General features: G+C 58.1%; 29 protein-coding genes. 23 read left to right on the plus strand and 6 right to left on the minus strand.

Annotation, left to right across the window (positions count from 1 at the left end):
• Positions 1–81: 81 nt before the first annotated feature.
• Genes B7E11_RS22420 through B7E11_RS22430 form a run of 3 tightly spaced genes read left to right on the plus strand, consistent with a single transcriptional unit; the run spans position 82 to position 2,539 of the window.
• Positions 82–903 carry a sugar phosphate isomerase/epimerase family protein gene (locus tag B7E11_RS22420; RefSeq protein ID WP_080839043.1) on the plus strand — a complete coding sequence of 274 codons (822 nt, stop codon included), beginning with the start codon at positions 82–84 and terminating at the stop codon, positions 901–903.
• Complete coding sequence (locus tag B7E11_RS22425; RefSeq protein WP_080839045.1) at positions 903–2,156, plus strand: purple acid phosphatase family protein; 1,254 nt, start codon at positions 903–905, stop codon at positions 2,154–2,156. Before B7E11_RS22420 ends, B7E11_RS22425 begins: the two co-directional genes overlap by 1 nt.
• A 20-nt stretch (positions 2,157–2,176) precedes the next feature.
• Complete coding sequence (locus B7E11_RS22430) at positions 2,177–2,539, plus strand: hypothetical protein (RefSeq protein WP_080839047.1); 363 nt, start codon at positions 2,177–2,179, stop codon at positions 2,537–2,539.
• 12 nt (positions 2,540–2,551) lie between these two features.
• Here the strand turns inward: B7E11_RS22430 and B7E11_RS22435 are convergent, their stop codons facing one another.
• Entirely contained in the window at positions 2,552–3,244 is a 693-nt protein-coding gene (locus B7E11_RS22435; protein WP_080839049.1) for an ABC transporter ATP-binding protein, read from the minus strand.
• Between the two features lie 133 nt (positions 3,245–3,377).
• Between B7E11_RS22435 and B7E11_RS22440 the strand changes: the two genes are divergently transcribed.
• The 7 genes from B7E11_RS22440 to B7E11_RS29740 all read left to right on the plus strand — a co-directional run bounded on the left by B7E11_RS22440 (position 3,378) and on the right by B7E11_RS29740 (position 7,912).
• A complete protein-coding gene (locus B7E11_RS22440) occupies positions 3,378–4,307 on the plus strand; it encodes a manganese-dependent inorganic pyrophosphatase (RefSeq protein WP_080839051.1) in 930 nt (309 codons plus the stop codon).
• A 114-nt stretch (positions 4,308–4,421) separates the two neighbouring features.
• A complete protein-coding gene (locus B7E11_RS22445; protein ID WP_240353391.1) occupies positions 4,422–4,622 on the plus strand; it encodes a cold-inducible protein YdjO-related protein in 201 nt (66 codons plus the stop codon).
• A 90-nt stretch (positions 4,623–4,712) separates the two neighbouring features.
• Positions 4,713–5,306 (plus strand): MSMEG_1061 family FMN-dependent PPOX-type flavoprotein, encoded by a 594-nt coding sequence (locus B7E11_RS22450; protein WP_240353390.1) that lies wholly within the window; start codon positions 4,713–4,715, stop codon positions 5,304–5,306.
• A 139-nt stretch (positions 5,307–5,445) separates the two neighbouring features.
• Positions 5,446–5,811 carry an ArsR/SmtB family transcription factor gene (locus B7E11_RS22455; protein ID WP_245809792.1) on the plus strand — a complete coding sequence of 122 codons (366 nt, stop codon included), beginning with the start codon at positions 5,446–5,448 and terminating at the stop codon, positions 5,809–5,811.
• Between the two features lie 34 nt (positions 5,812–5,845).
• The gene (nikR, locus tag B7E11_RS22460) at positions 5,846–6,301 is read left to right on the plus strand and encodes a nickel-responsive transcriptional regulator NikR (RefSeq protein WP_080840942.1); all 456 of its coding nucleotides are present in this window, start codon (positions 5,846–5,848) and stop codon (positions 6,299–6,301) included.
• Positions 6,302–6,445: 144 nt separating this feature from the next.
• Complete coding sequence (locus B7E11_RS22465; RefSeq protein WP_080839055.1) at positions 6,446–7,726, plus strand: D-alanyl-D-alanine carboxypeptidase family protein; 1,281 nt, start codon at positions 6,446–6,448, stop codon at positions 7,724–7,726.
• A gap of 45 nt (positions 7,727–7,771) precedes the next feature.
• Positions 7,772–7,912 carry a hypothetical protein gene (locus B7E11_RS29740; protein WP_176220859.1) on the plus strand — a complete coding sequence of 47 codons (141 nt, stop codon included), beginning with the start codon at positions 7,772–7,774 and terminating at the stop codon, positions 7,910–7,912.
• 158 nt (positions 7,913–8,070) lie between these two features.
• On the opposite strand, the gene B7E11_RS22470 is transcribed toward B7E11_RS29740, so the two are convergent.
• Together B7E11_RS22470 and B7E11_RS22475 are read right to left on the minus strand one after the other, a co-directional pair.
• Positions 8,071–9,039, minus strand: a complete 969-nt coding sequence (locus tag B7E11_RS22470; RefSeq protein ID WP_080839057.1) for an S-layer homology domain-containing protein — start codon at positions 9,037–9,039, stop codon at positions 8,071–8,073.
• A 112-nt stretch (positions 9,040–9,151) separates the two neighbouring features.
• Positions 9,152–10,540 (minus strand): MFS transporter, encoded by a 1,389-nt coding sequence (locus B7E11_RS22475; RefSeq protein WP_080839058.1) that lies wholly within the window; start codon positions 10,538–10,540, stop codon positions 9,152–9,154.
• Positions 10,541–10,648: 108 nt separating this feature from the next.
• Here B7E11_RS22475 and B7E11_RS22480 point away from each other — a divergent pair, with 108 nt between their 5' ends.
• Positions 10,649–10,975, plus strand: a complete 327-nt coding sequence (locus B7E11_RS22480) for an ArsR/SmtB family transcription factor (RefSeq protein ID WP_080839060.1) — start codon at positions 10,649–10,651, stop codon at positions 10,973–10,975.
• A gap of 87 nt (positions 10,976–11,062) precedes the next feature.
• Here B7E11_RS22480 and B7E11_RS22485 read toward each other — a convergent pair whose 3' ends face one another.
• Positions 11,063–11,278, minus strand: coding sequence for a hypothetical protein (locus B7E11_RS22485; RefSeq protein ID WP_080839061.1), 216 nt, complete (start codon positions 11,276–11,278; stop codon positions 11,063–11,065).
• Between the two features lie 268 nt (positions 11,279–11,546).
• Between B7E11_RS22485 and B7E11_RS22490 the strand changes: the two genes are divergently transcribed.
• From B7E11_RS22490 to B7E11_RS22530, 9 genes are all read left to right on the plus strand, one after another.
• A complete protein-coding gene (locus tag B7E11_RS22490) occupies positions 11,547–14,429 on the plus strand; it encodes a Na+/H+ antiporter subunit A (protein WP_080839063.1) in 2,883 nt (960 codons plus the stop codon).
• Positions 14,417–14,755, plus strand: a complete 339-nt coding sequence (locus B7E11_RS22495) for a Na(+)/H(+) antiporter subunit C (RefSeq protein WP_080839065.1) — start codon at positions 14,417–14,419, stop codon at positions 14,753–14,755. Before B7E11_RS22490 ends, B7E11_RS22495 begins: the two co-directional genes overlap by 13 nt.
• Positions 14,748–16,223 carry a Na+/H+ antiporter subunit D gene (locus tag B7E11_RS22500; protein WP_080839067.1) on the plus strand — a complete coding sequence of 492 codons (1,476 nt, stop codon included), beginning with the start codon at positions 14,748–14,750 and terminating at the stop codon, positions 16,221–16,223. Before B7E11_RS22495 ends, B7E11_RS22500 begins: the two co-directional genes overlap by 8 nt.
• Before the next feature lie 6 nt (positions 16,224–16,229).
• Entirely contained in the window at positions 16,230–16,706 is a 477-nt protein-coding gene (locus tag B7E11_RS22505; protein WP_080839069.1) for a Na+/H+ antiporter subunit E, read from the plus strand.
• Positions 16,706–16,999: a Na(+)/H(+) antiporter subunit F1 gene (locus tag B7E11_RS22510; protein WP_080839071.1), complete on the plus strand. Its 294-nt coding sequence runs from the start codon at positions 16,706–16,708 to the stop codon at positions 16,997–16,999. Before B7E11_RS22505 ends, B7E11_RS22510 begins: the two co-directional genes overlap by 1 nt.
• On the plus strand, positions 16,983–17,339 hold the full coding sequence (gene mnhG, locus B7E11_RS22515; protein ID WP_080839073.1) for a monovalent cation/H(+) antiporter subunit G: 357 nt from the start codon (positions 16,983–16,985) through the stop codon (positions 17,337–17,339). Before B7E11_RS22510 ends, mnhG begins: the two co-directional genes overlap by 17 nt.
• A gap of 836 nt (positions 17,340–18,175) precedes the next feature.
• The gene (locus B7E11_RS22520) at positions 18,176–18,967 is read left to right on the plus strand and encodes an ABC transporter ATP-binding protein (protein ID WP_080839075.1); all 792 of its coding nucleotides are present in this window, start codon (positions 18,176–18,178) and stop codon (positions 18,965–18,967) included.
• 15 nt (positions 18,968–18,982) lie between these two features.
• Positions 18,983–19,978, plus strand: a complete 996-nt coding sequence (locus B7E11_RS22525; protein ID WP_080839077.1) for an ABC transporter substrate-binding protein — start codon at positions 18,983–18,985, stop codon at positions 19,976–19,978.
• Positions 19,962–20,735: an ABC transporter permease gene (locus B7E11_RS22530; protein WP_080839079.1), complete on the plus strand. Its 774-nt coding sequence runs from the start codon at positions 19,962–19,964 to the stop codon at positions 20,733–20,735. Before B7E11_RS22525 ends, B7E11_RS22530 begins: the two co-directional genes overlap by 17 nt.
• Here the strand turns inward: B7E11_RS22530 and B7E11_RS22535 are convergent.
• Positions 20,732–21,193, minus strand: coding sequence for a winged helix-turn-helix transcriptional regulator (locus tag B7E11_RS22535; RefSeq protein WP_080839081.1), 462 nt, complete (start codon positions 21,191–21,193; stop codon positions 20,732–20,734). The two genes, B7E11_RS22530 and B7E11_RS22535, sit on opposite strands and share 4 nt — an antisense overlap.
• 142 nt (positions 21,194–21,335) lie before the next feature.
• Here B7E11_RS22535 and B7E11_RS22540 point away from each other — a divergent pair, with 142 nt between their 5' ends.
• Both B7E11_RS22540 and B7E11_RS22545 read left to right on the plus strand, forming a co-directional pair.
• Entirely contained in the window at positions 21,336–21,890 is a 555-nt protein-coding gene (locus B7E11_RS22540) for a DUF4242 domain-containing protein (protein ID WP_080839083.1), read from the plus strand.
• Between the two features lie 29 nt (positions 21,891–21,919).
• Entirely contained in the window at positions 21,920–23,035 is a 1,116-nt protein-coding gene (locus B7E11_RS22545) for an acyl-CoA dehydrogenase family protein (protein ID WP_080839085.1), read from the plus strand.
• Between the two features lie 163 nt (positions 23,036–23,198).
• Here the strand turns inward: B7E11_RS22545 and B7E11_RS22550 are convergent, their stop codons facing one another.
• A complete protein-coding gene (locus B7E11_RS22550) occupies positions 23,199–24,347 on the minus strand; it encodes an AI-2E family transporter (protein ID WP_080839087.1) in 1,149 nt (382 codons plus the stop codon).
• Positions 24,348–24,750: 403 nt separating this feature from the next.
• On the opposite strand from B7E11_RS22550, the gene B7E11_RS22555 reads away from it, so the two are divergent.
• A complete protein-coding gene (locus B7E11_RS22555; RefSeq protein ID WP_080839089.1) occupies positions 24,751–25,398 on the plus strand; it encodes a GntR family transcriptional regulator in 648 nt (215 codons plus the stop codon).
• Positions 25,399–25,422 lie beyond the last annotated feature (24 nt).

Genomic DNA, 25,422 nt, shown 5'->3' on the forward strand with positions numbered 1-25,422 from the left:
GACCGTGCTTCTTGTATAATGACAATACATCTGACTATATATTCCCCAAAATCGAAATTCGAAAACAGGAGGAAGCGAAAAATGACGGATCGATCGATCGGCGTTTTGGCGCATCTGTTCGGCTGCCTTCCGTACCGGGAGCTTGCGGCCAAGGTCGGCCAATACGGGTTCAAACACGTTCAGCTTGCTTTATGGAAAGCAATTCAGGATTACGATTTCAGCCGTCCCGGCCGCTTAAGCCCCGGGCTCGCGCAGACGATCGGCGAGGCGTTCGAGCGCAACGGCGTCCGAATTTCCGTTCTCGGCTGCTACCTGCATATGTTCGAGCGCGACGAAGAACAACGCCGGCTGAATGTAACCCGGTTCAAGGAGCTGCTTCGCCACGCAAGGGATTTCGGCTGTCCGACGGTCGCCTTCGAAACCGGCGTCAATCCGGGCGAAGAGTACGCGGACCGGGATTGGACCGCGATGCGGGAAACGCTGGCCGAATTGGCCGAGGAAGCGGAACGGTGGGGCGTCTATGTCGGGCTGGAAGCGGCCAACCGCCATCTTGTCGCGACGGCCGGCCAATTGAGCCGGATGCTGGGCGAAGTGCCGTCCCGCAACATCGGCGTCGTGCTGGATCCCGGAAACCTGCTGAATGCGGCCAATTTCGACCGGCAGGACGAGGTGATCGCGGAAGCGTTCCGGCTGCTCGGCGACAGGATTATCGCCTGTCATGCCAAAGATCGGCGTTTGGAGCCGAACGGAAAGTTGATCGAGGCTCCTCCCGGGCACGGCCAAATGAATTATAAGCTGTACATGGAACTGCTTGAGGCTTCCAAGCCGGGCGTCGATATCGTCATGGAGCATGCGGCGCCGGACCAGATGGAGGATTGCAAGCGGTTTTTGGAGTCGTTCTGATGCGAAAGCTTCAAGCCATTGTGCTGGGGGCGGCTTCGCTTCTCCTGGCCGCCGCGATCGGTTTGCAATGGCGGCAGGGACACGGGCAGGAACAAGAGCAGGGACCGCCTCGGAACGCCGCGAACGTCACGAAATCGATCGGAACGACGATCGTCGGCGATGCCGCGACAACCCGCGGGTTTTCCTGGTTTTCGGCCGACCCTTCGGCCTCCTCCGTCGTTCAAATCGTCGAAGGAACGGAAACCGCGGCGTTCGAAGAAGCGAATGCGCTGACTTTTCGCGGTACGACCGAGCAAGTGGAGGTCGGGGACGGTCAAACGCAAACCTCGAACAAAGCGGCGGCGGCGGGACTGAAGCCCGGTACCGTCTATATGTACCGCGTGGGAACCGGCGAAGAGGGCGGGTGGAGCGAGCCGGCCGCGTTTGTAACCGAAGCCGACAACGAGAAATCGTTTACGTTTATCCACGTTGCGGATTCGCAAGGCGAGACGCCGGCCGATTTCAAGCTGTGGGGACGGACGCTCGACAAGGCGATGGAGACGTTCCCCGATGCGAAGCTGATCGTACATAACGGGGATTTGACCGAAAATCCGGAGGACGAAACGGCATGGGACGCGTTTTTCGGCGAAGCGAAGCGGTGGCTCGCCTCGATCCCGCTCATGCCGGTTACCGGCAATCATGACGAAACGGACGGAAAGGCGGACCGCTTTCTCGCTCATTTCCATTTGCCGCGCAACGGAGCCGGGAACTCGATTCCGGGCACGAATTACTCGTTCGACTACGGTCCCGTTCATTTTACGATGCTGAATTCGGAGTCGAACAAGGACGAGCAGGCGGAATGGCTGGATCGGGATCTGGCCGCGAGCGAAAAGCCGTGGAAGATCGTCGCGATTCACCGTCCGGCTTACGGAGGAAACCAGACCAAGTCGATCGTCAAGAAGTGGGTCCCGATTTTCGACAAGCACGGCGTCGATTTGGTGCTGCAAGGGCATAATCACGAATATTCGCGTTCGTATCCGCTCAAGGGCAATGAAGTCGTTTCCGAAGGGGAGGGAACGGTTTACGTGACGCCGAACGCTTCCGGAGGAAAGTTCAACGAGAAAAAAGACGATCAATTTTATCATGCGGTCCACTTTCAAAACGGACGGCCAATGTTCGCGGGCGTGACGGTCGACGCCGAACGCCTCGTTTACCGGGCATACGACGCGGACGGAAAGCTGCTTGACGAGTTTGCGATCGCCCGAAAATCGTAAACCGCCAAAAGGAGGAAGAGATGGTCAACGTCACGATCGATTTGTACAAGGATTGGCTCGACACCGTCCGGGAAGTGTTTCGGGGTTCGGGGGCGCCGCTCCCGGAAACGCTGACGGACAAGGAAGTCGGCGTCATGTACTATTTGCAAACTTCGGAAAACGAGCGCGAGGCCGAGAAGCGAAACGAGGAAAACGAACGGCGAATCGCCGATTTGCAGCGCAATTTGCTGGAGCATCTGGAAACGGTCGTCGTCCCGGATATTCGCAAGCGAACGGGATACGAAGGGGACCGGTTTCGTTTCCGGTGGGTGTATGCGCAGGGGGAACATATCATCGAGGAGTATTCGTCATACCGAATTCCGCTCGGTCCCTCTCCCGATTGACCTTTCCTGCCCCTATGGGCGAAGCGCTTCGGCCGAATCGGGCGCGATTTTGCCGTCCGCGATCGGGATTTCCCGCCGGGCGAACGCGGCGACGTCCGGGTCGTGCGTGATCAGCACGATCGTATGGCCCCGCTCGTGCAGCGCCGACAGCAGCAAAAGCACGTCCAGCTTCGCTTTTTCGTCCAGAGAGCCGGTCGGTTCGTCCGCGAGCAGCAGCGACGGATTCCCGGCGAGCGCCCTCGCGAGCGCGATGCGCTGCTGCTGGCCGGAAGGCAGCTCCGCGGGACGATGGTGCTTGCGGTCCGACAGCCCCACCGCTTCAAGGGCCCGGAGCACCGCCTGTTTTCTCGTTTTGCTGTCCAAGCCGCGGTAAATAAGCGGAAGCTCCACATTGGCGAAAGCCGTCAGGCGGGGAAGCAAGTTGAACTGCTGAAAAACGAAACCGATGCTGCGGTTGCGGACTTCGGCCAGCTTGTCGAACGGGAGAGAGGAGACGTTTTTTCCTTCGAGACGGTAGGTTCCTTCGTCCGGAACGTCCAGACAGCCGATAATGTTCATCAGCGTCGATTTGCCGGAGCCGGAAGGTCCGGTAACGGCGACGAATTCGCCTTTTTCGATCGTCAGGCTGACGCCGTCGAGAGCTTTCACGATTTCGCCGCCGACGCGATACCGCCTTCCGACGCGGTCCAATTCAATAAGCGCCATCGCATTCACCCCGTTACAAGTTTATTCGCACAACCTGTACGTATTGCCGTTGAAAACGGTTGATTCGCTTGCCTGCGACGGGCGATCTGGGGTATACTTTTTTTGCCGAACATTCGAAAAGAGGAGTATGAAGATGGGGAAAGTTCTAATTTTCGGGCACAAAAACCCGGACACCGACACGATCTGCTCTGCGATCGCGTATGCCGAACTGAAGAAGAAGCTGGGTTTCGACGTTGAAGCGGTTCGCTTGGGTGCCGTCGGCGCCGAAACGCAATTCGCGCTCGACAAATTCAATACCGCCGCTCCGCGCCAAGTGGAAACGGTCGCAAACGAAACGAAAGAAGTCATTCTGGTCGACCATAACGAACGCCAGCAAAGCGCGTCCGACATCGATCAAGTGCGCGTAACGGAAGTCATCGACCATCATCGCATCGCCAACTTCGAAACGAGCGGCCCGCTTTACTACCGCGCCGAGCCGGTCGGATGCACGGCTACGATTTTGAACAAACTATACAAAGAAAACGACGTCGCCATCGACGCCAATGTCGCCGGCCTCATGCTGTCCGCCATCATTTCGGACACGCTGCTGTTCAAGTCGCCGACCTGCACGCCGCAGGACGTCGCCGCGGCTCGCGAGCTTGCCGCCATTGCGGGCGTGGACGCCGACCAATACGGCCTGGACATGCTGAAAGCCGGCGCCGACCTGAGCGACAAGACGATTCCGCAGCTCATCTCGCTGGACGCGAAGGAATTTTCCATGGGCAGCGCCAAAGTCGAAATCGCGCAAGTGAACGCCGTCGACACGAACGACGTTCTTTCCCGCCAAGCGGAGCTGGAAGACGCGCTGAACGCGATCATCGCGGAAAAAGGTCTCGACCTGTTCCTGTTCGTTGTCACCGACATTCTGAACAACGATTCCGTCGGCATCGCGCTGGGCAAGTCCGCCTCCAAAGTCGAGGAAGCGTACAACGTGAAGCTGGAAAACAACCGCGCTTTGCTGAAGGGCGTCGTTTCCCGCAAGTCGCAAATCGTTCCGGTGCTGACGGATATTTTCTCCAAGTAATCGAACGGGCGAAAAATACCGGCCGGCAGTGTTTGTCCGGCCGGCGCTACACGGATAAAACCCGCACCCAAGCGGCGCGGGTTTTATTTTTTTTAAGGAAGGATGAACTCTAGATTGGCAGCAAGCGAAGAGACGAAAGCGGCGTTGAAGCCGACGAAAATATGGAAATGCAAAAACGCGGAATGCAAAGCCTGGGTTCGCGAAGAGTTCGCGGCCCTGCAGCAAGCGTGTCCGCTGTGCGGAGGGCCGATGCTGCGGAGCATGAAGCATCTGCCGCCGGTCCAAAACAAGGTCAAAGCCCGGCCGAAAAGCTGACCCGCGCCCCCGTGCCGCGGCTCCGGCGCCGCCGGAAGCCCGGATCGCTTCAGGCGCGTCGGCTTTAAAATGAAAGGGGGAGGGGCGGGAATGTCGGCGACGCCTGCTTGGATGAACGATACGATCGCGACGGCGGAGCAAATCCGGGAACGGATCGAGGCACCGCACGAAGCGATCGTCAAAAAAACGGTAAGCGTCATCGAAGATCATGTCGAGAACTATCTGAAGCTGTCTCCGCTGTTTTTTCTGGCGACTTCGAACGGGAGCCGTCGCGCCGACGTTACGCCGCGCGGCGATAAGCCGGGGTTCGTCAAAGTACTCGACGAACGCCATCTGGCGTTTCCGGACCGGCCCGGCAATCGCCGGACGGACTCGCTTTTGAACATAATCGAAAACCCGCAGGTCGGCATGATCTTTCTTATTCCGGGCTTTGACGAAGTGCTGCGGATTAACGGCCGGGCGGTCATTACGCGGAACGAGGCGTTTATCGAAAGCCAGCAGTGGACCGGCAAAACGACCGGCATGGCGGTCGTCGTCGAGACGGAAGAAATTTTTATCCATTGTCCCCGGGCGTTCAAGCAATCGGGCGTATGGAAAGCGGAGCAGTGGATATCGAAGGAGGACCATCCTTCCGCGATCGACATGTATCACGCTCATCTTCGGATGAACGGCTACGAATTTTGATCGGTTTTCGGCTCTCCCGCCCCCGCGGGGGAGTCGGCAAAGCCGGGAAGGCTTGCGACCGCTACCGCGGTCTTTTTTATTTGGCCGATGTTTTGTTATAATGTCGACATCGACAGATTGAGGAGAAGGATGATGCGCAGTGGAGCCACAAGCAGTCGCAAATTGCGAAGAGCCGTGCGAAGGGACCGTCGCCGATCTGCAGCACGTCCGCTCGCGAATGCTCAGCGAGTCGTCCGCGGGCGAACTGGCCGAATGGTTCAAGGCGCTTAGCGATCCGACCCGGGTGCGCATGATCGACGCCTTGATGCAGAAGGAGCTGTGCGTGCACGATTTGTCCGTCCTGCTGGACATGAATCAATCCGCCGTCTCCCATCAGCTTCGCTACTTGCGCAATATCCGCATGGTGAAAAGAAGGAAAGACGGCAAAACGGTGTATTACTCGCTCGACGACGCGCATATCGAAGAGATGTTTCACGCGACGCTGCAGCATTTGCGGCACAAGTAACAGGAAACGTTTAATGGAACGGCAGGGTGCGAACATGGCTGAAAAAGAAGAATTGACCCGGTTCGGCGTCTCCTTTCCGGCGCCGCTGATCGAGCAATTCGATCGCTACATCGAGCAGCAGGGATACACGAACCGGTCGGAGGCAATCCGCGACCTCGCCAGAAAAGCGCTGCTGGAGCCGGCGAAGCTTCATTCCGAAGAATTTGTCGCGGGCACGATCGTCATGGTTTACGATCATCATGTCAGCGAGCTGCCGATGGTTTTGATGGAGCTTCAGCATCAATTTCACCACAGCATCATCTCGACGATGCATGTCCATCTGAATCACGCGCAATGCCTCGAAGTCGTCGTCGTGCGCGGCAAGCTTTCCGAGCTGCGATCGCTTCATCAGCAAATTCAAGTCCAGAAGGGCGTTTTTTACGCCGAATTGTCCGTCACGTTCGCGGACGAGAACCACGCGCCTCACCCGCACGGCCATCAACATCCCTGACCTTTCGAAGGGGTGCTGGGCGTTCTGGCTGAAATTGGGAGTTCATTCCAAGCATTTGCTTTGCCGCTTGATGCGAATTCGGTTACGATAGAAAAATAAGAAAAAGGGGAAACTGGAGGAAGCAAAGGGGAAGATAACCGACCGATGCGTCTATTGCCGAAAATCTTCGTTGCCGTTTCGCTATTGTTGTCCTTTCCGTCTGCGCATGGATTTCAGGCCGCGACTGCCGCGGAAAACGGAACCATCGCCCCTTCCTCGGCGCCGTCCGTCACGGTGGCGGAGATCCTGGAAGCCGAAGCTCCCCCGGAGGCTCCGGCCAACATCGCTTCGGAGTCCGCGATTTTGATCGATCAGCAATCGGGCCGGGTGCTATTCGCCAAAAACGAACGCGCGCGGCTGTATCCCGCAAGCATCACGAAAATCGTAACCGCCATCGTCGCGCTGGAAACGTCCCGGCTGGACGAAACGGTAACCGTATCCAGGGAAGCGAGATACGAGGACGGCACGCGCGTGTATTTGTCCGAAGGCGAGCAAAAATCGATGGAGCTTATGCTTTACGCGATGATGCTCAATTCCGGCAACGACGCCGCCACCGCGATCGCGGAGCATATCGACGGCTCGAAAGCCGAATTTGCCGAGCGCATGAACGATTTCGCGACGAACACGGTCGGCGTTTCGGATACTTTTTTCGTCAACCCGTCCGGCCTTCCCGATCCGAATCAGGTGACAACTGCCGCCGATATGGCCCGAATCGCGCGTTACGCCATGCAGAACGAAACGTTCCGCGAAATCGTCTCGACCGTTCAAATGCCGTGGGACGGACTGGAGTGGAAGTCCGAGCTCTACAACCACAATCGTTTGCTGACGACGTACGAAGGCGCGACGGGGATTAAAAACGGGTATACGACGGCCGCCGGGAATACGCTCGTTTCTTCCGCGACCCGGGGAGACGAGCAATTGATCGGAGTCGTCCTGAAGGCGCCAAGCAACAAAAACGCCTATGCGGATATGACGGCGCTGTTTGATTACGGTTTTGCGGCCTTCGAATCCGCGCCGTTGCTCGCCGCCGGCGAGACGCATACCGAGGAGATCGGGGACGAGACGTACGAATGGCGGGCGGAGGAGGAAATCCGCGCGCTGATGCCGATCGGCGCCCTTCCGTCCTTTCGGGTCGACGCGCAAGGGAGCGTCCTGCTCGATACCGAATTCGGCGAGCAAGCGGTGGGGACCTTGACGCCCGTCAAAAAGCAGGTCCACGCGCTGCAAAATACGGAAGCCGCCGCCGCGGCGATGCCGGTGGAAGAAGAGAAGCTTCGCAACGGATGGATTTGGGCGGGGGCCGCCGGCGCCGTCATCGCGGCAGCCGCCTTGTGGATGGCCGGAAAAAGGCGAAAGAAACGCCGAAAGTCGGTTCATTTTCCGTAAGGTGCGTTAACGCGGACAAAGGGGGCTTTCCGATGGGGTTCGTCTTTGCAACGCGGCAGCGGGGACGATGCGGGCGCCTTGGCCGCGGATAGCCTGGAACGATGCCCCGACTGCGGCGCGGGAGTCGGCGGCAACGACGAATTTTGCCCGTCGGGCGGCCTTCGGCTGAACGGGACTCCCGGCTGAGGCCGGAAAGGAACCGTCATCCGAAATATCGGCCTGCGGAGGCCGTTATGGGCGAAGTATCGTAAGCTGCGAGCAAATGAGCATGTACGGAAGGGGCCGTCCCATAGGTCAAATTCGACCTGTAGGGACGGCCCCGGCCTTTTTTATCGTTGATTCGCTTAAGAGGAAACGGATGCGGATGCGGATGATTCGGAAGCTTCGCCGTCGGACGGCGACGATACGGCATCCTGCGGGAGCACCGGCTTGAGCTTGGCGTCCACGTACGTGACGGCGCTGATTTCCGTCAGGACTTGCGGATACATCATCTCCGGATCGGGCCATACCGGTTCCGTAAAGACGATGGCCTGGTCGCCTTCGAATTGAATCGAGACGATTCGAAGGCCATAGCCCGGATGCGGGGCCGTCGCTTTGACCGTCACTTCGGACACGCTCTCGTTAACGGGCTTGACCTCGAGCTTGTAGTCGGCCAACGGATCGGGCTCCTCCGGGTTCGGATCGACCTGCGGCGTATTTTGGACGAATTCCATGGCGTTGTACAGCCATTCGGCCGCTTCGCCGCGCGTAATCGGCGCTTTCGGATTGAATTTGCCGTCTTCCAGGGAGGCGACGTTCGAAATGAGCAGCTTTTGAATGCTGTTCATGTAGCTCGGATTGACGTCGGCTTCGTCGTCGATCAGAATGTACGGCTCCGGATAGGCGTGGGCTCCGTTCGCTTCCATGCCGAGGAACAGATGATGGGCGAACTGCTCGCGCGTCATCGATTGATCCGGCTTGACGTCCTGCGGAATTTCCAGGCCGTTGATGTGCGCGACGATAAACGCGTCCGAATACCAGGCGTCGTCCGGCACGTTCGTAAAGTAGTCGCTGGCGAGCGGAGCTTTGACGAACAGGAAGCGGGCGAGGCTGATGTCCAGGCCTTTGTTGATCATCGAGATTCCGGCGGCGTACGACAGCTCTCCGTCGGGATCGAATTTGTCTTTGCCGACCCCGCTGATGACGCCTTTCTCTTTCAGGGCGTTGATTTTGTCGGCGTGCTTGGACGACGAAGTATCCGAGAAAGCGAAGACGGACGGAGACAGCGCCACGACCAGCAGTGCGGACAACAGCCAAATCAAGCTTTTTTTCATGCTGATTTCACTCCTTGTCTGATGATTTCCTGCTTTTGTGTTTTAAACGAGCTCCGTTCGCGATTTGTTGCAGCCGATCGCAAGTTCGATTGCCTTTTCGTCCGGATGATGCTTATCCCGCCACGCCGTCCGCCCTGCTTCCGCGATTGGACCCTAAATAAACGAACGAACAGAGAACGGACAACAGGCCGATGCCCATCAATCCCCAAAAGATGAGCGCGTACGTGTCGGCCAGCGGAAACCGTTCCCGCGCGGCCAGGAAGCTTCCGCACACGGCGACGCTGAACGCGCCGCTGAAAAACTGGATCAATTGAAACAGCCCCATCCCGGCTCCGATGTTGGCGGCGGGAAGAATGCGGGACATCTCGTTGGAGACGCTCGCGTTGAGAGCGGAAAAGCCGACGATCATAAGCATGTAAATGAACATGACGGCAAAATAGGATTGATCGGCAAACAAGGCGAACAGCAGCCCCGAAACGGCGATCGGCCAGGGGGCGACGCGAAGCAGCAGGCCGTTGCCGTACCGGTCGATCCCTTTGCCGATCGCGTTCGAGGCCAGCATCGAGACGAACGCTCCGGGGAATACGATCAGCCCGGATATCCCCGGCTTTAAGCCGTACAGGTGCGCGAGCAGTTGGGGCAGCAGAAACAGCAAGGCGAAGCTGTTGATATAGGCGAACAGGCCGAGCGAGCCCAGCAGCAAATAACGTTTGTTGCGAAGCAAGGCGGGCTGCACGAACGGTTCGGCGGCGGAGCGGATCCGAAGCCAAAACGCGAACAGCCCGACGATTCCCGCCGCCAAAGCGACGAAGCTGCCGCCGGTCAAAAAGAGGAGCAAGCCCGTCGAGCCGATGCCGATCAGAAGCGCGCCCGGCCAGTCGAAGGAGCCTTTGACGAAGGGCTCCTCGGGGAGAAGGCGGAAGACGACCGGGATGAGCAGAAGCGAGCAGCCGGTGACGAGAAACAGATCGTTCCAGCCCCAAAATTGGGTGATCGCTCCCCCGACGACCGGACCGAGACCCAAGCCGAGCGAAGCGGCGGAGGAAATGAGGGCCATCGCCTTGCCTCTGCGCGACAGCGGGACGTACCGGCTGATGAGCACGATGGCGAGGCTCATCACGGAGCCGGCTCCCGCCGCCTGCACGATGCGCGCGCAAAGCAGGATGACGAAGTCATGGCTCAAAAAGCCCGCGATCGATGCGCCGCCGAGGCAGAGGAGCCCGAAGGAGAGCAGATAACGAATCGGAACGAGATCGGATAGCCGGCTGTAGGTAATCGAAGAAATCGCGAACACGATCGAGTAGCCGGTGACGATCCAGGAGGCCGCGGAAGAAGAAAGGGCGAATTGTTCGGTCACGACGGGCAGCGCCAAATTGAACATCATCGTGTTCATGATGACCAGGACGAGAATGAGGCCCAACAGCGGAACGACGACCTTCTCGCGCAGCAAGGACGGCTCGGCGTCCGCGGGCGGCATAGCGGAGCTGATTTCGGTTTTCATGGTTTCTCCTCGTATCCGTTTAAGTTCTATGTTTATCGAACATTAAAAACATAACACGAGTTGTGGTATAATTCAATCATCAGTCCAACCTGGAGAGGGGGAAGACAAATGAAAATTTTATTCCACCCGAAACGGGAGGACATTCAACTGACGGCGGTGCTTGCGGCGCTTAGCGACCCGAACCGGATGAGGCTCGTGACCGACGTGGCGGAATGCGGGGAGCGGCCGTGCGGCTCGTTCGATCAGCCTGTGGCCAAGTCGACGATGTCGCACCATGTCCGGATTCTTCGCGAAGCCGGCGTGCTCAACATTCGCGTTCAAGGGACGCAGCACTTTCTGTCGCTGCGGACGGACGATCTGGAAGCGCGGTTTCCGGGCGTGCTGACCTCCATTCTGAAGGCGTCTTCGGCCGCTAAGGAAAGCCTGCCCGGGTAGCGGAAGCGGCGCGGGCCGGATTGGCCGGCCTGAAAAAGTCGCGTTCGCGGCATCGCGGGCGATCCGGAATCCCGGGCCGGACGTGCGTTAGTCGTCTTCCCAACCGATGATGCGGATATATTCCCGCGCCCCGAAAGGCTCTTTTCCTCCCGGCACCGTTTGCGTCGTTCCGACCGACCGGATCGTATAGCGTCCTTCGGCAGACGGCTTCGACTTCGCCAGCCGGGCGTCAAGCGCCCAGCCAAGCGCCAGCAGCAGCAGAAAGAGGGTCAAGCAAATATACGCCTTATCGCGAGTTCGCACGCCAGGATCACTCCTTTCCTATAGGAAAAGGGTTTGCCAGCGACGAGCGGTCGCATACGTCCTGACTAAAAATTCCTTTACATTTTTTCGAGCCATCGATATAATATGGATCAATTGAACATGTTTTTTCGGAGGAGCCTGCCACCAGCGGGCTCCTTTTCTGTTTTTTCGGCTTTACGTTTCGGAAGGCGGTGGAAGGGTTTGAAGACCGGGTTTTGGAAAAGCTGAACAGTAGGAAAAAGTTGGACTGCAAAGGGAGGGAAGCGGCTTGACGCTGCTGCACGTAGCTATCATCTTACCTTTTATTTGGGCGCCGATCTCGGCTTGGATCTCCAGGCTGCTGCCCCGCCTGCATGCGGGGTGGCTCGTTTTTCCGCTGCCCGTGCTGTTGTTTGCGTATTTTCTCGGGTTTTCGTCCGATGTCCGGGACGGGAAGGCGCTTGCTTCGACGGCCGAATGGATTCCGTCCCTCGGCATCGACTTCGCCGTTTACATGGACGGATTGGGCTTCCTGTTCTCGCTGCTCATAACCGGCATCGGATCGCTCGTCGTCCTGTACTCGATTTTTTATTTGGATAAAAAGAAAGAAGCGATTCGCCCGTTCTACGTCTATTTGCTTCTGTTCATGGGCGCCATGCTCGGGGTCGTGCTGTCGGACAACATGATGGTGCTTTACGGCTTTTGGGAATTGACGAGCATTTCCTCGTTTTTGCTGATCGCGTTTTGGCAGGAGCGGGAAAAGTCGGTCTACGGCGCGCAAAAATCGATGCTGATTACCGTTTTCGGCGGTCTCGCGATGTTCGCCGGCTTCCTGCTGCTGTATGCGATGACCGGTACGTTCAGCATCCGGGAAACGATCGCCATGGCGGACGACATCGCCGGTCAGGCGCTGTTCATCCCGGCCATGCTGCTGATTTTGCTGGGCGCGTTCACGAAATCCGCGCAGTTTCCGTTCCATATCTGGCTTCCGGACGCCATGGAAGCGCCGACGCCGGTCAGCGCCTACTTGCACTCCGCCACGATGGTGAAGGCGGGCATTTATTTGGTCGCGAGGCTAAGTCCCGTTTTTTCCGGCGAAGACGCCTGGTTTTGGCTCGTATCGGGAATCGGCTTGACCACGCTCGTATTCGGATCGGTCAAGGCGGTCCGGCAAACGGATTTGAAGGCGATGCTGGCCTATTCGACGATCAGCCAGCTCGGCCTGATCATGAGCTTGTTCGGTCTGGGCTCGGCTGCGGCTTATTTTGCGGGCACGAGCGATTCGCTCCTTTACGCGAAAGCGACGACGGCGGCGGTTTTCCATCTGATCAATCACGCGACGTTCAAAGGCGCGCTGTTCATGGTCGTCGGCATCGTCGACCACGAGACGGGAACCCGCGATTTGCGCAAGCTCGGCGGGCTGATGCGGATCATGCCGGTAACGTTCTCGGTCGCGCTGATCGGGGCGTTTTCGATGGCCGGGCTGCCTCCGTTCAACGGTTTTTTGAGCAAGGAGATGTTTTTTACGGCGGTATTGAATATCGCCAGCCTGAACCTGTGGAGCCTGGACTCGTGGGGGGCGATTTTTCCCGTCGTCGCCTGGGTCGCAAGCGTATTTACGTTCGTCTACAGCATGATCGTGCTCTGGCGGACGTTCGCCGGCAAACCGCAGTTTGACAAACTGAGCAAAAAACCGCACGAAGCCCCGCTCGGCATGCTCGTCCCGCCGGTCGTCCTGGCTTCCTGCGCGGTCATTTTCGGCTTGTTTCCGAATTTGCTGTCCGCCTCGTTGATCGAGCCGGCCATGGGGGCCGTTCTTCCGGATTTGCTTGCGCCCGGAGAGCATTTTCACGTCTCGATCCACTTCTGGCATGGCTGGACGACGGAAGTATGGATGACGATCGGGGTCGTGCTGGCGGGTTCGGCGCTGTATGCGCTGCACGGCCGCCTGGGCGTCCTCGAGAAGGCAAGGGGAGGGGCCGGCGTGCTGAACCGGTTGTACGACGGGAGCCTGAGCGGGGCGGAGAAGCTGTCTTCCCGCTTGACGAACCTCTATATGACGGGGTCCGTCCGGCACTATCTAATCTACATTTTCCTGTTTTTTATTTTGTCGCTCGGGACGGCCCTCCTGCTGACCGGCGATATCCGGTTTCGCACGGAGCACTATGCCGATGTTTCGTTTTACGAAGCGGCCGTCGTCCTGGTCATGGCGGTGTCGGCGATCGCGGTTCCGTTCGCGAGCTCGCGCCTGATGGCGATCATCCTGACCGGCGCGGTCGGCTATATCGTCACGCTGCTGTTCATCATGTTCCGCGCGCCGGATTTGGCGCTGACGCAGCTGATCGTCGAGACGGTGTCGGTTGCGTTGTTCCTGCTCTGTTTCTATCATCTGCCGAAATTGAAAAAAGAGGTCGTCAAGCTGCCCTTCAAGCTGACCAATTTTCTGATCGCGGCGGGCTCGGGCGCCATCGTCACGCTGATCGCGCTGGGCGCGAGCGGGAGCGGCTCCTTTCGGACGATCGCGGACTATTTCGTGGACGAAAGCTACCGGCTGGCCGGCGGCAAAAACATCGTCAACGTCATTCTGGTCGATTTCAGAGGCTTCGATACGATGCTTGAAATTACGGTGCTGGGCATTGCCTCGCTCGGCATTTACGCGTTGGTCAAGCTCAGGCTCGATCCGGATTTGCCGAGGCTGCCGGCGGCGCATGCGGCGCCAAGCGTCCGGGCGCAAGGCAGGAGCAACGACGTGCTGCTGCGAACGATTTCCAGAGTGGTCGTCTTCCTGATCGTCGCGTTCTCGCTGTACTTGTTCTTCGCCGGCCACAACGCTCCGGGCGGCGGCTTTATCGGCGCGCTCATGACCGCTTCGGCGCTGCTGCTGACCGCGATCGCGTTCGGCATGGATTCCTTCCGGCTGATGATGCCGGTCGATTTCCGCAAGCTGACGGCGACGGGACTGGCGATCGCGTTTTTGACCGGGATCGGTTCCTTTGCGTTCGGAGCGCCGTTTTTAAGCCATGCCTTCGGCTATTTTCACCTGCCGATCATGGGGGAAACGGAGCTCGCGACGGCCGTGCTGTTCGATCTTGGCGTCTACCTCGCCGTTGTCGGGGTGACGATGACGATTTTGCTTACGATTGGGAGGGATGACCCGGAATGGAAGGGTTGATGGCTTTAAGCATCGGCATTTTGTTTGCCGTCGGCGTTTATCTCATTTTGTCCAAAAGCCTGCTCCGCATCGTTCTGGGCACGTCCCTGCTTACGCACAGCGTGCATTTGCTGCTGATGACGATGGCCGGGCTGAAAACGGGAGCGGCGCCGCTGCTCGGCGAAAAGGCGAAGGCGTATATCGATCCGCTGCCGCAGGCGCTCATTTTGACTTCGATCGTCATCAGCTTCGGCGTCACCGCGTTTTTTTTCGTGCTCGCTTATCGGTCGTATCAGACGCTGGGGACCGACGATATGGAACAGCTGAGGGGGAAAGAGGATGAATAACCTGCTCGTCATGCCGCTTCTTCTCCCTTTGTGTACGGCAGTCGCGCTCATTTTTCTGAAGGACCGCATCGTTTGGCAGCGATTCGTCGGCGCGATCGGCGCTTTGGCGAATATCGCGGTCGCCTGCCTGATCGTCGTTCAGGTGCGGGAAAAAGGCATTCAAACGCTGGACATGGGCGGGTGGGCGCCGCCGTACGGCATCGTTTTCGTTGCCGACATGCTGGCCGCGCTGCTCGTGTTGACGACGGCGGTCATCGGCTTCGTTTGTTTGCTCTTTTCGTTCCGCAGCGTCGGGGAAAGCCGGGAACGAAATTATTTTCACCCCGTCTTTCAGTTTTTGCTCGTCGGCGTTTACGGTTCGTTTCTGACCGGAGACATCTTCAACCTGTTCGTCTGCTTCGAAGTGATGCTCATTTCTTCCTACGCGCTGATCGTGCTGGGAGGGACCAAGCGGCAGCTTCGGGAAACGTTGAAGTACATTTTGATCAATATTTTGTCCTCCACCTTGTTCGTGGCCGCCGTCGCTTACCTGTACGCGAGCGTCGGAACGCTGAACATGGCGCATTTGGCGGAGCGGGTGGCGGAGAGCGGGCAAGGGGGCATCCTCAACGTCATTGCCGTCATGTTCCTGCTCGTGTTTTCGTTAAAAGCGGGACTGTTTCTGTTTTTCTGGCTGCCGGGCTCGTATGCCGCGCCGCCGACGGCCGTGCGCGCGGTGTTCGCCGCCTTGCTCACGAAAGTCGGCCTGTACGCCATCATTCGCACGTTTACGCTTATTTTTTACCACGAACCTGCGATTTCGCATTCTCTGATCGGGTGGATGGCCGGCGCCACAATGATATTGGGCAGCATCGGCGCAATCGCCTACCGGGACGTGAGCCGGGTGCTCAATTATAACGTCGTCATCGCCGTCGGGTTCATCGGCTTCGGCGTCTCCGTCGCGACGGAGGAGGCGCTGGGGGGCGTCGCGTTTTACCTGATGCACGATATGGTCGCCAAAGCGCTGCTGTTTCTGCTCGGGGGCATGATCGCGGCCGCCGCGGGCACCGAAAAGCTGAAGGAAATGGGCGGCCTGATCGGGCGCTACCCGCTGCTGGGATGGATGTTTTTCGCAACGGCCCTGGCGCTCGTCGGCGTTCCGCCGTTAAGCGGCTTCGCGGGAAAGGCGATGATCCTTCGCAGCGGCTTTTCCGAAGGCGCGTATGCGCTGTCCGCCATCGGACTCGCTTCCAGCTTTGTCGTGCTATACTCGTTAATGAACGTGTTCCGGCACGCCTTTTGGGGGAAAATGCCGGCGGCGGCGCCGGAGAAGATCGGCCTGCGGTGGAGCGCGGGCGCCGCGGCGGGGCTTTTTGCGCTCGTCGTCGCGATCGGACTCGGCTCGGAATGGGTGCTGTCGTACGTAGCCGAAGCCGGATACGTGCTAAGTCGGCCGGAAGTGTATATCGACGCCGTTTTGAGGGGGTGACCGGCCATGGCCATGCAAATTTTGCTTAATTTGATCCTCGCTTTTTTATGGATGTTTCTTCACGACGACGGCTCGGCTTCGCGGTTTATGATCGGATACGCGCTCGGAGCGGCGATTATATTCGTCTTCCGCCGCTTTTGGCCGAACGATTTTTATTTAATCAAACTTTGGGCGGTCGTCAAGCTGCTTGCGCTGTTTTTGAAAGAGCTTTTCGTCTCCAGCTTCGCGGTCGTTCGGGCGGTTCTTCGTCCGAAGCTGAACGTCCGGCCGGGTATTTTCGCCTACGAAACGTCGCTGAAAAGCGATTGGGAAGTGACCGTGCTGTCCTGCCTCATTTGCCTGACGCCCGGCACGCTGACGCTTGACGTTTCCCCCGACGGCGGAACGCTCTACATTCACGCGATGGATATCGGAGACGCGGAGGAAATGTCCGGACAAATCCGGCACACCTTCGAAAAAGCGATCATGGAGGTGACGCGGTAATGTTCGAGCAGCTGCTTAACGCATCCCTCGTCATCCTGTCGCTTGCCATGCTCGGCTGCCTGTACCGGCTGCTGAAAGGTCCATCGATGCCCGACCGCATCGCGGCGCTCGACGCGATCGGCATCAACCTGCTGGCCGTCGTGGCGGTTCTGTGCGTTCAATACCGCACGCAAACGTATATGGACACGATACTCGTCATCGGCATTTTGACGTTTATCGGCACGACGGCGTTTGCCCGATATATGGAAAGAGGGAAGGTGATCGAGCATGGAAACGATGAAAGCGCTCGGTGAGCTGTCGATCGGCTTGCTGATCCTGGTCGGGGCGTTGTTTTGCCTGCTCAGCGCGTTCGGGCTCATCCGGCTGCCCGACGTCTATTTGCGCTCGCACGCGGCGACGAAAAGCGCGACGCTCGGCGTGCTGTTCGTGCTGTTCGGCGTGTTTCTGTATTTCATGTTTTATTTGGAGCACGTAAGCGCGAAAATCCTGCTCGGCATCGTCTTCGTGTTCGTCACGTCGCCGATCGCGGGGCATTTGAACGGGCGAGCCGCCTATCGGACCGGCGTGCCGATGTGGGAGAAGAGCGTGCGGGACGACTACAAGGACGCGGTGGAGGTTCGGGAACGGAATTAAGCGGGAATCGCCCTTCCGGCGGCAGCGGTTGTGCCTCGGGGAGGGCGATTTTTTTAGAAAGATTTTTAGAATGAAGGGAAGCTTAAATTCTTCGCCGTGCGAAAGCGCGCAGGCAAGCTTGCGGAGTACGGCGCCCGCCAGGGTAGCGCGGAACCTACCTTCCGACATGTCCACATCCGATCCGGAAACCGGACTGGCCCATGCGGATCCGATGGAGCCGTGGTGCACAGTTGAGTCGTGGCGACTCATCTCGACCCACCAAACGCAAATAGTTGTACGCAGTTGAGTAAAAATGACTCATCTCGCCGCCTCGGCGCGCGCGCTAACGGCACAGTTGAGTCGTGGCGACTCAAATCACAACTTTCGAAACGCAAACGGTCGCATGCCGGGTGAGTACATTCGGGTGATCTGCATTTCCTAGGACGCCTTCAGGCGCGTTTTTTAGGCAATGGCAGCGGGAAGGCTAGGACGGGAACCATTGGGCAAGGGGAAGACTCGGCATAGGGGTAGCTTATGATGGATTTTATCCAATCGGCAGAGCGAAAAACGGGGAAATTGCGATCCAGAGTGGATTTTCTCCAACGAAAAATGCCCATTTCGAACAACACGGACGAATCGGCCTCGCTAGATTGGACGAAATCCACTGAAGCTTGAAATCGTTGCGGAAAAACCGATTTTGATTGGACAAAATCCACTGAAGCTCCTTCCTATCATACAAATGAGAGATAGTCTCAACGTTTTTTTGCAAATAGAAGGTTTCTTTTTAATACATAGTATATTATTATAACTTTAATTCCGATTATTATTATATGAATTAGTGGAAAGGGGGTTGCACGTTGAGTTCGAACGCTCCGATCGCGGTAGAGGCCGACCGCATTTCCAAAAGCTACGGCCATCAAGGCGGCAGGCAGACGGTGCTGGACGGCGTGACGTTTCGCATCCGACAGGGCGAATTCGTATCGGTGCTCGGACCGAGCGGCTGCGGAAAAAGCACGCTGCTCAACCTGCTGGGAGGCTTCGAGCTGCCCGACGAAGGCACGATCCGGCTCGATGGCCGGCCGGTGGAACGGCCGGTGCGGCAGGCGGTGATGATGTTCCAGGATTACGGCCTGCTGCCTTGGCGGTCGGTTCTCGGAAACGTAGAGCTGGGTCTAGAGCCGCTCAAGCTCGGCGCGTCCGAACGGCGGGAGAGAGCGCTCGATTATCTCAAGCTGGTTCATCTGCAGGACAAAGCCGGCCTGTTTCCGTCCCAGCTGTCCGGAGGGATGAAGCAGCGGGTGGCGCTCGCTCGCGCCTTGGCCGTGCGGCCGCGCGTGCTGCTGCTCGACGAGCCGTTCGCGGCGCTCGATACGTTTACCCGCTATTACTTGCAGGATGAGCTGCTGAGCATTCAGCGGCGGGAGAACGTAACGATGATTCTGGTGACGCACGACATCGACGAAGCGGTTTATTTGTCCGACCGGATCCTGCTCCTCGGGACGGAGCCGGGAGGCATCCGGCTGGAGCTGCGCATTCCGGCGGCCAAGCCGAGAGACCGCGGACACGGAGAGTTTCAACTGTACCGCAAACGGATTTTGGAGCAGTTTCGGCTTGCGGGTTCCGGCTCGAAAGAAGAATTTACGATTTGACGGGAGGATGCGAGAGTGAAGTTTTTACGGACAATCGCGCTCGCGGCGGCGATTTCCCTGTTCGCCTTTGCCGCCTTGAGCGGCTGCGGCGCCTCGGAAGAAGCGAAGGAAGCGGGGACGGGGGCGAAGCGGACGATCAAGATCGGCTACTTGCCGATTACGCACGCGGCGCCGCTGTACATAGAAGAGGAGCTCGGAAAGCACGGATACGGCAACTTCGAGCTGCAGCTCGTCAAATTCGGCTCCTGGCCGGAATTGATGGACGCCCTGAACACCGGCAACATCGACGGAGCGTCGGTGCTGGTCGAATTGGCGATGCTGGCGAAAGATCAGGGAATCGACCTGAAGGCGGTAGCCCTCGGGCATAAGGACGGCAACGTCGTCGTCGCTTCGCCGGACATTCGAAGCGCGGCCGATTTGAAAGGGAAAAGCTTCGCGATCCCGCACGAATATTCGACGCATAACATTTTGCTTTATCAAACGTTGAAGAAGGCGGGGTTGACGTTCGAGGACGTACAGGTCGTCGAGCTGCCCCCGGCCGAGATGCCCGCCGCGCTGGCGGAGAGGAGAATCAGCGGCTACGTCGTGGCGGAGCCGTTCGGCGCCAGGTCCGTCGCCAGCGGAACGGGCAAGGTGCTTCATCAATCGGGGGAGTTGTGGCCGGATTCGATCTGCTGCGCCCTCGTGCTTCGAAACGATCTGATCGAGGACGATCCGGAGGCGGTGCAGCAGCTCGTCAAACAATATGTGGAAGCGGGAGAGGCGGCCGAGCATAAAGACGAGCAAGTGAAGGAAACGTTCTCGAAATACATGAACGTCGACGAAAACGTGCTCGACTTGTCGCTGGAGTGGATTTCCTACGACGATTTGAAGCTCGACGAGCGGACGTACGAGGAGCTGAGGCAGGTTTTGACGGAAATGAAGCTGTTCGAGAATCCGCCGGCTTTCGCCGACTTCGTCGACAATTCCTTCATTGACAAGGCGCTGCAGGAACATGAAGCCGATTCGTAAATCCTTCTGCGCGCTCATCGGCTCGCTCGTTCTTCTGCTCGTCTGGCAGCTCGCGGTCTGGATCGGAAATTATGAAAAATCGCTGCTCCCGGCCCCGCTGGACGTGCTTCGGGGACTGGGCGAGCTCGCCGCCAGCGGAGCGCTGTTCGCGCATTTGAAAGTCAGCCTGCTCCGGTTCGCGGCGGGCTACCTCTCCGCATCGGCCGCGGGCATCGCGCTTGGCCTTGCCCTCGGAAGGACGCGCTTGCTGTGGGCCATGATCGATCCGGTCGTTCAGCTCGTCCGGCCGATTTCGCCGATCGCCTGGTCCCCGTTTATCGTGCTGTGGTTCGGCATCGGCAATGCGCCCGCGATCGTCATTATCTTTTTGGCCGGGTTTTTCCCGGTTCTGTTATCCACCGTTTCGGGCATTCGCAAAGTGGACGGAAGCTATTTGAAAATGGCGGCAAACTTCGGAATCGGCGGCCGGCCGCTGCTGACCAAAATCATATTCCCCGCCGCGTTCCCGTCCATCGCGAACGGCTTGCATATCGCGATCGGCACCTCCTGGATTTTTCTCGTATCCGGGGAGATGGTCGGTTCCCAGTCCGGACTCGGTTTTCTCATTATCGACAGCCGCAATACCCTCCGCCTGGATCTCGTGCTGGCGGGTATCGTCTGCATCGGCGCGTGCGGCTTGCTGCTCGACCGAGGCGTCCGCGTGTTCGAACGCCGGGTCGAAAGGCTGTGGGGAGCGCCCGCCCGGACGCAAGCTTAAGCGTCGGCCGCCGGACCGCGTTCCCCGGGTGCCAAATTTACGACGGCCAAATCCGCCTTTTCGACTTCCCGCCCGCAGTGGTCGCACCGGTACGATACCCGAACCTCGTGGCCGCAGGAGCGGTGAGTCAGCTTTTTATAACATTTTTGCAAATGCCGTTTTCCCCAGACGATCAGGGCGTAAAAAACGTCGTCCAGATCTTTGCCGCTCGGGGTCAGGCTGTACCGGTAACGAGGCGGGTGGTCGGAATAGAGGGCGGATTCGACGAGCCCCTGTTCCTCCAAATATTTAAGCCGGTCGGACAGCAGCTTGGACGAGAGGCCGTCCAGCGCTTTCTTGATTTCGTTGAAGGTCGAGCGGCCGACCAAAATTTCATGAATGATGAGCAGCGTCCAGCGGTCTCCGATGACGTTCAGCGATTGGGCGATATTGCAGGGCAGATCGTATCTTTCTTTCATGCGGACCTCCAATGGGCTTGTTTCGCAGGGATACAGAGTTAACTTTTTATACTAAGTAAATTATAGTCGCATTAAGCGGCGTTGTCGATTTCGCCTTTCTTTGTTCGATTGCCATTCATTTTTTCAAAAGGAGAGAATCCCTATGTCCCTTTATTTGATCGAATCCGTGTTCGGCGATTCCGAGAGAAACGAGCAAAGCTTGAAAACCTCGCTTGCGAGGCTGGAACAGGAAGCGGGCGCGGCCGGCGTCCGCATCGTCGAGGTGCAGGTTGCCCGGGACTTCGGCAGATCGTTTTTGATTTTGGAAGCCGGCGAGGGCAGGGAGGGCGCACCCGTCGAAGCCGTTTTTGAGCGGGCCGGCGTCCCCGTCGCGCTGCTGAAGCCGGTGCGCCTGGTCGGCAGCGAGCTGGAAGCGGTCAAACGGCAGCCGGACGGGATCGATTATTTGGTCGAATGGAACATTCCGGAGGATTTGACGATGGAGCAGTATTTGGAGCGCAAAAAACGGAATTCGGTTCATTATGCCGAAGTGCCCGAGGTGACGTTCTCGCGTACGTACGTATGCGAAGACATGTCCAAGTGTCTTTGCTTCTATCGGGCTCCGGACGAGGCGGCGGTCGTCAGGGCGAGAAACGCGGTGCAAACGCCGATCGACGCCATCACCGCGCTCCAATCGAAGCCGTCGAGAGTCGATTAAAAAACGTTGCGACGAAAGGAGGAACGTCATTGGCTGCGTCGGAAAAGACGGTTTCGGCGGACGAAAGGCGAAAAAACGTCGTCGATGCGCTGATTCGGGAGCATTTGGCGCCGCATGTGAAACGGATCGACGCGGAGTCGTTTTATCCCGCCGATTATTTGAAGTCGCTCGGGGCGGCCGGTCTGCTGGATTCCCGGGACGCTTCGCCGGGCGAAATCCGCGCCCGCGGCGTTCGTCTGGTTGAGGAAACCTCCAAAATATGCATGACGACCGGCTTCAACCTGTGGTGCCATTTGGCGGCCTTGACGTACGTGCGCGGGTCCGGCAACGAGTTTTTAAGGCAGCGGCTGCTTCCGGAATTGGAAAACGGAAAGCTGCTCGGCGGAACCGGGCTGTCCAATCCGATGAAGTTCTACGCCGGCATGGACAAGTTGATTTTGCAAGCGGAAGTCGCCGAAGGAGGGTACAGGCTGAGCGGCACGCTGCCTATGGTTTCGAATTTGGCGGACGATCATTGGTTCGGCGTCGTCGCGTCGCTCGGGGACAGCCGGCGCGTGATGGCCTTCGTCCCTTGCGCCGCCGAAGGGCTGAAGCGCACGGAGAGAATCGGCTATCTCGGCTTGAACGGGAGCGCCACCTTTGCGTGCGAATTTTCCGGCGTGCTCGCGCCGCGAAGCTGGATCGTCGCGGAGGAGGCCGACGCCTTCGTCGCCCGGATTCGCCCGCTTTTCATCCTGTACCAAATACCGCTGGGCCTGGGCGTGATCGACGCCTCGATCCGCTCGATGGAGCGGGTTCGGGACAAGCAGCGCGGCTGCAACCGGTTTCTCCGGGAGCAGCCGGAAACGCTCGAAGACGAGCTGCGGGAGCTGAGGGAGCAAACGTACCGGCTCGCATCGACGGAACGTCCGGAATCGGGAGACGTCGTCCAGGAGTTGCTCGGCCTTCGATTGAAGACGGCGTATTTGGCGCTTCGGGCCGTTCAGGCGGACATGCTGCATGGCGGAGGCTCGGCGTATTTGCGAAACAGCGCTCCTTCGAGAAGACTGCGCGAGGCGTATTTTTTCGCCAACCTTACGCCGACGATCAAGCATTTGGAGAAAATGCGGCAGTCGGGCGCCTTCTCGGGGACGATCCCCTCATGAGCGGGAAGCGCCATTCATCCCTTCAAGCCCGATAACGACGAACTGGCGGCCGGTCGGCGGAGATGGGTCGCAAGGCGGCAAAAAGGCCGGCATCCCCCGCGAACGGAACGTTCGGGCAAAGGGAAATGCCGGCCTCGGACGCGCAGGGGAGGCGGATTCGGCGCTAGCGGTTCGCGGTTTCCGACTCGTAAAGCCCCGAGCGCGCTTTGAACCAGCGAAACAGATGGGTGGCGACGATTTTGAGCACGGCGTATCCGGGAACCGCCAAAATGACGCCGAGAACGCCAAACAAATTGCCCGCCGTCAAAATGACGAAAATGATCGTGATCGGATGGATGTTAAGCGTCTTGCCCATAATTTGCGGCGAAATGAACTTGCCCTCGACGAGCTGCACGACCGTCCAGACGACGATCATCTTGACGAGCATGATCGGAGAGGTGACGAGCGCGACGATGAGCGCCGGCGTAATGGTGATCGCGGGCCCGAGGTATGGCACGATGCTCGTGCAGGCCGCCACGATGGCCAGCGTAAGCGAATAATCGAGCCCGATAATCAGATAACCGATGTACAGCAGACAGCCGATGCAAAAGCTGACGATGATCTGTCCGCGGATGTACGAGCTGATTTGATGGTTCATTTCGAGCATGACGGTCAAAAACCGGTCCCGCAGCTTCGTCGGGACAAAGCCGAGCGCGAACGGGGTCAATTTTTTGCGGTCCTTCAGCAAATAAAACAGAATGAACGGCACGGTGACGATCGACAAAACGACTTCCGTGATCGTCCCGACGATGCCGCCGACGCTCGACCACGTATTGTTCAAAATGGAGCTGGCCCGCTCGGAAATGTTGGCGGTCAGTTGGGCCGGATCGAAGTTGAGCGTTTCCTGGATGCCTTCGAAAAAGTCGCTTCCCAGCCACTCTTCGATCTGCAATCGGAATTGCTCGAAATAATGGGGGAAGTTGGACGCCAGACTGGCGATTTGCTGGCGGACAAGCGGGATGACGGCCGTGACGGCGAGCGTAATGATGCCGGCGATCAGCAGGTATAACGCCAAGATGCTATAAATTCGTTTGACGTTCCGTTTTTCCAAATAGTCGATGATCGGATTGAGCAGGTAATAAACGACGGTCGTCAGCAGCAGCGGCAGAGCCACGGTTTTGAACAGCACTTCGATCGGGTGGAACACATAGGAAATTTTGCTCAAAACGAGAATGTTCAACCCGACGAGCAGCAAAACAAACAGAAATCCGACAAATTTGCTGTTGAACAAAAACGATCGGAGCTTCTCCGACCAGACGCGTTGCGTTTCCATTGCGAGTTTCTTTGCCCCCTGTCGATTTGCGAACAAGCCTTGTTTCCTATTATAGCGCTGCCATTTCGCAAAACCAATTCCGGCGATCGGCGGCCGCAGGCCGCGATCTCTTCACGTTTTTTTACGGGGGACGCGCGTTCGGGTTGCAAATCGCAAGCGAAGGCGCACGGCGAACTTCGGGCGGGTCGACAACGGAAAGGCTTGCCGGGAAACCGCCGTTTCGCCATTTTCTTGCAAAATAATCGGTTGCCGATTCCGGCCGAGCTCCATATAATGAAATCAAAAGCAGGTAACGACGCAACGCGAAACGAGGTGACGATTAAATTTAAAGCGGTTACAAATCTTGCGGCACGTTATCGATTATCGATAATCGATAATGCTTCGGAATGGAGCGGTTGAACCGATGGCTGAACAGGAACCGAATCTCTCGATGCACTCGATCAGCGAGCACATTTATTTATGGTTGAAGCAAGGGATTCTCGCGGGCGAGCTTCAGCCCGGCTCCCGGCTTATCGTGCTGGACATCGCCCGCAAATTCCGGGTCAGCCAGGCGCCCGTCCGCGAAGCGCTCGAACGGCTGAAGCAGGAAGGGCTCATCAACGGCGTTCCGAACAAGGGGTCCGTCGTTTCGGATATTACGTCCAAGGAAATCCGGGATCTTTTCGTCTTGCGGGAAATTATCGAAGGCTTTGCGGTGCGGGAGACGATGCCGCGGATGACGGACGGCGACTACGCGTTTTTGGAACGGACCGTTTCCGGCATGGACGACGCCAACAAAATGCGGGATACGCTGCGAATCCTCGAGCTCGATATGGAGTTTCACGGCTTTTTTTACCGGCGCTGCGACAATCAGGCGATACTCGGGCTGTGGAACGATATGCGAACGAAGATCATGCGGTTCATGGCGATATCCAACCGCTATTATACGACCGACGGGCTGGCCGATTGGCATCGCCTGCTCATTGACGCCTTGAAGTCGGGAAACCCGGAAACGGCGGAAAAAGCATTTGTCGAACATATGCACTCGTACAAGATCATTCATCTGGATTGACGCCACGGCTCGTTCGAAGCCTTA

It is taken from the genome of Cohnella massiliensis (assembly GCF_900169535.1).
GTDB classification, from domain to species: Bacteria; Bacillota; Bacilli; order Paenibacillales; family Paenibacillaceae; genus Cohnella; species Cohnella algarum.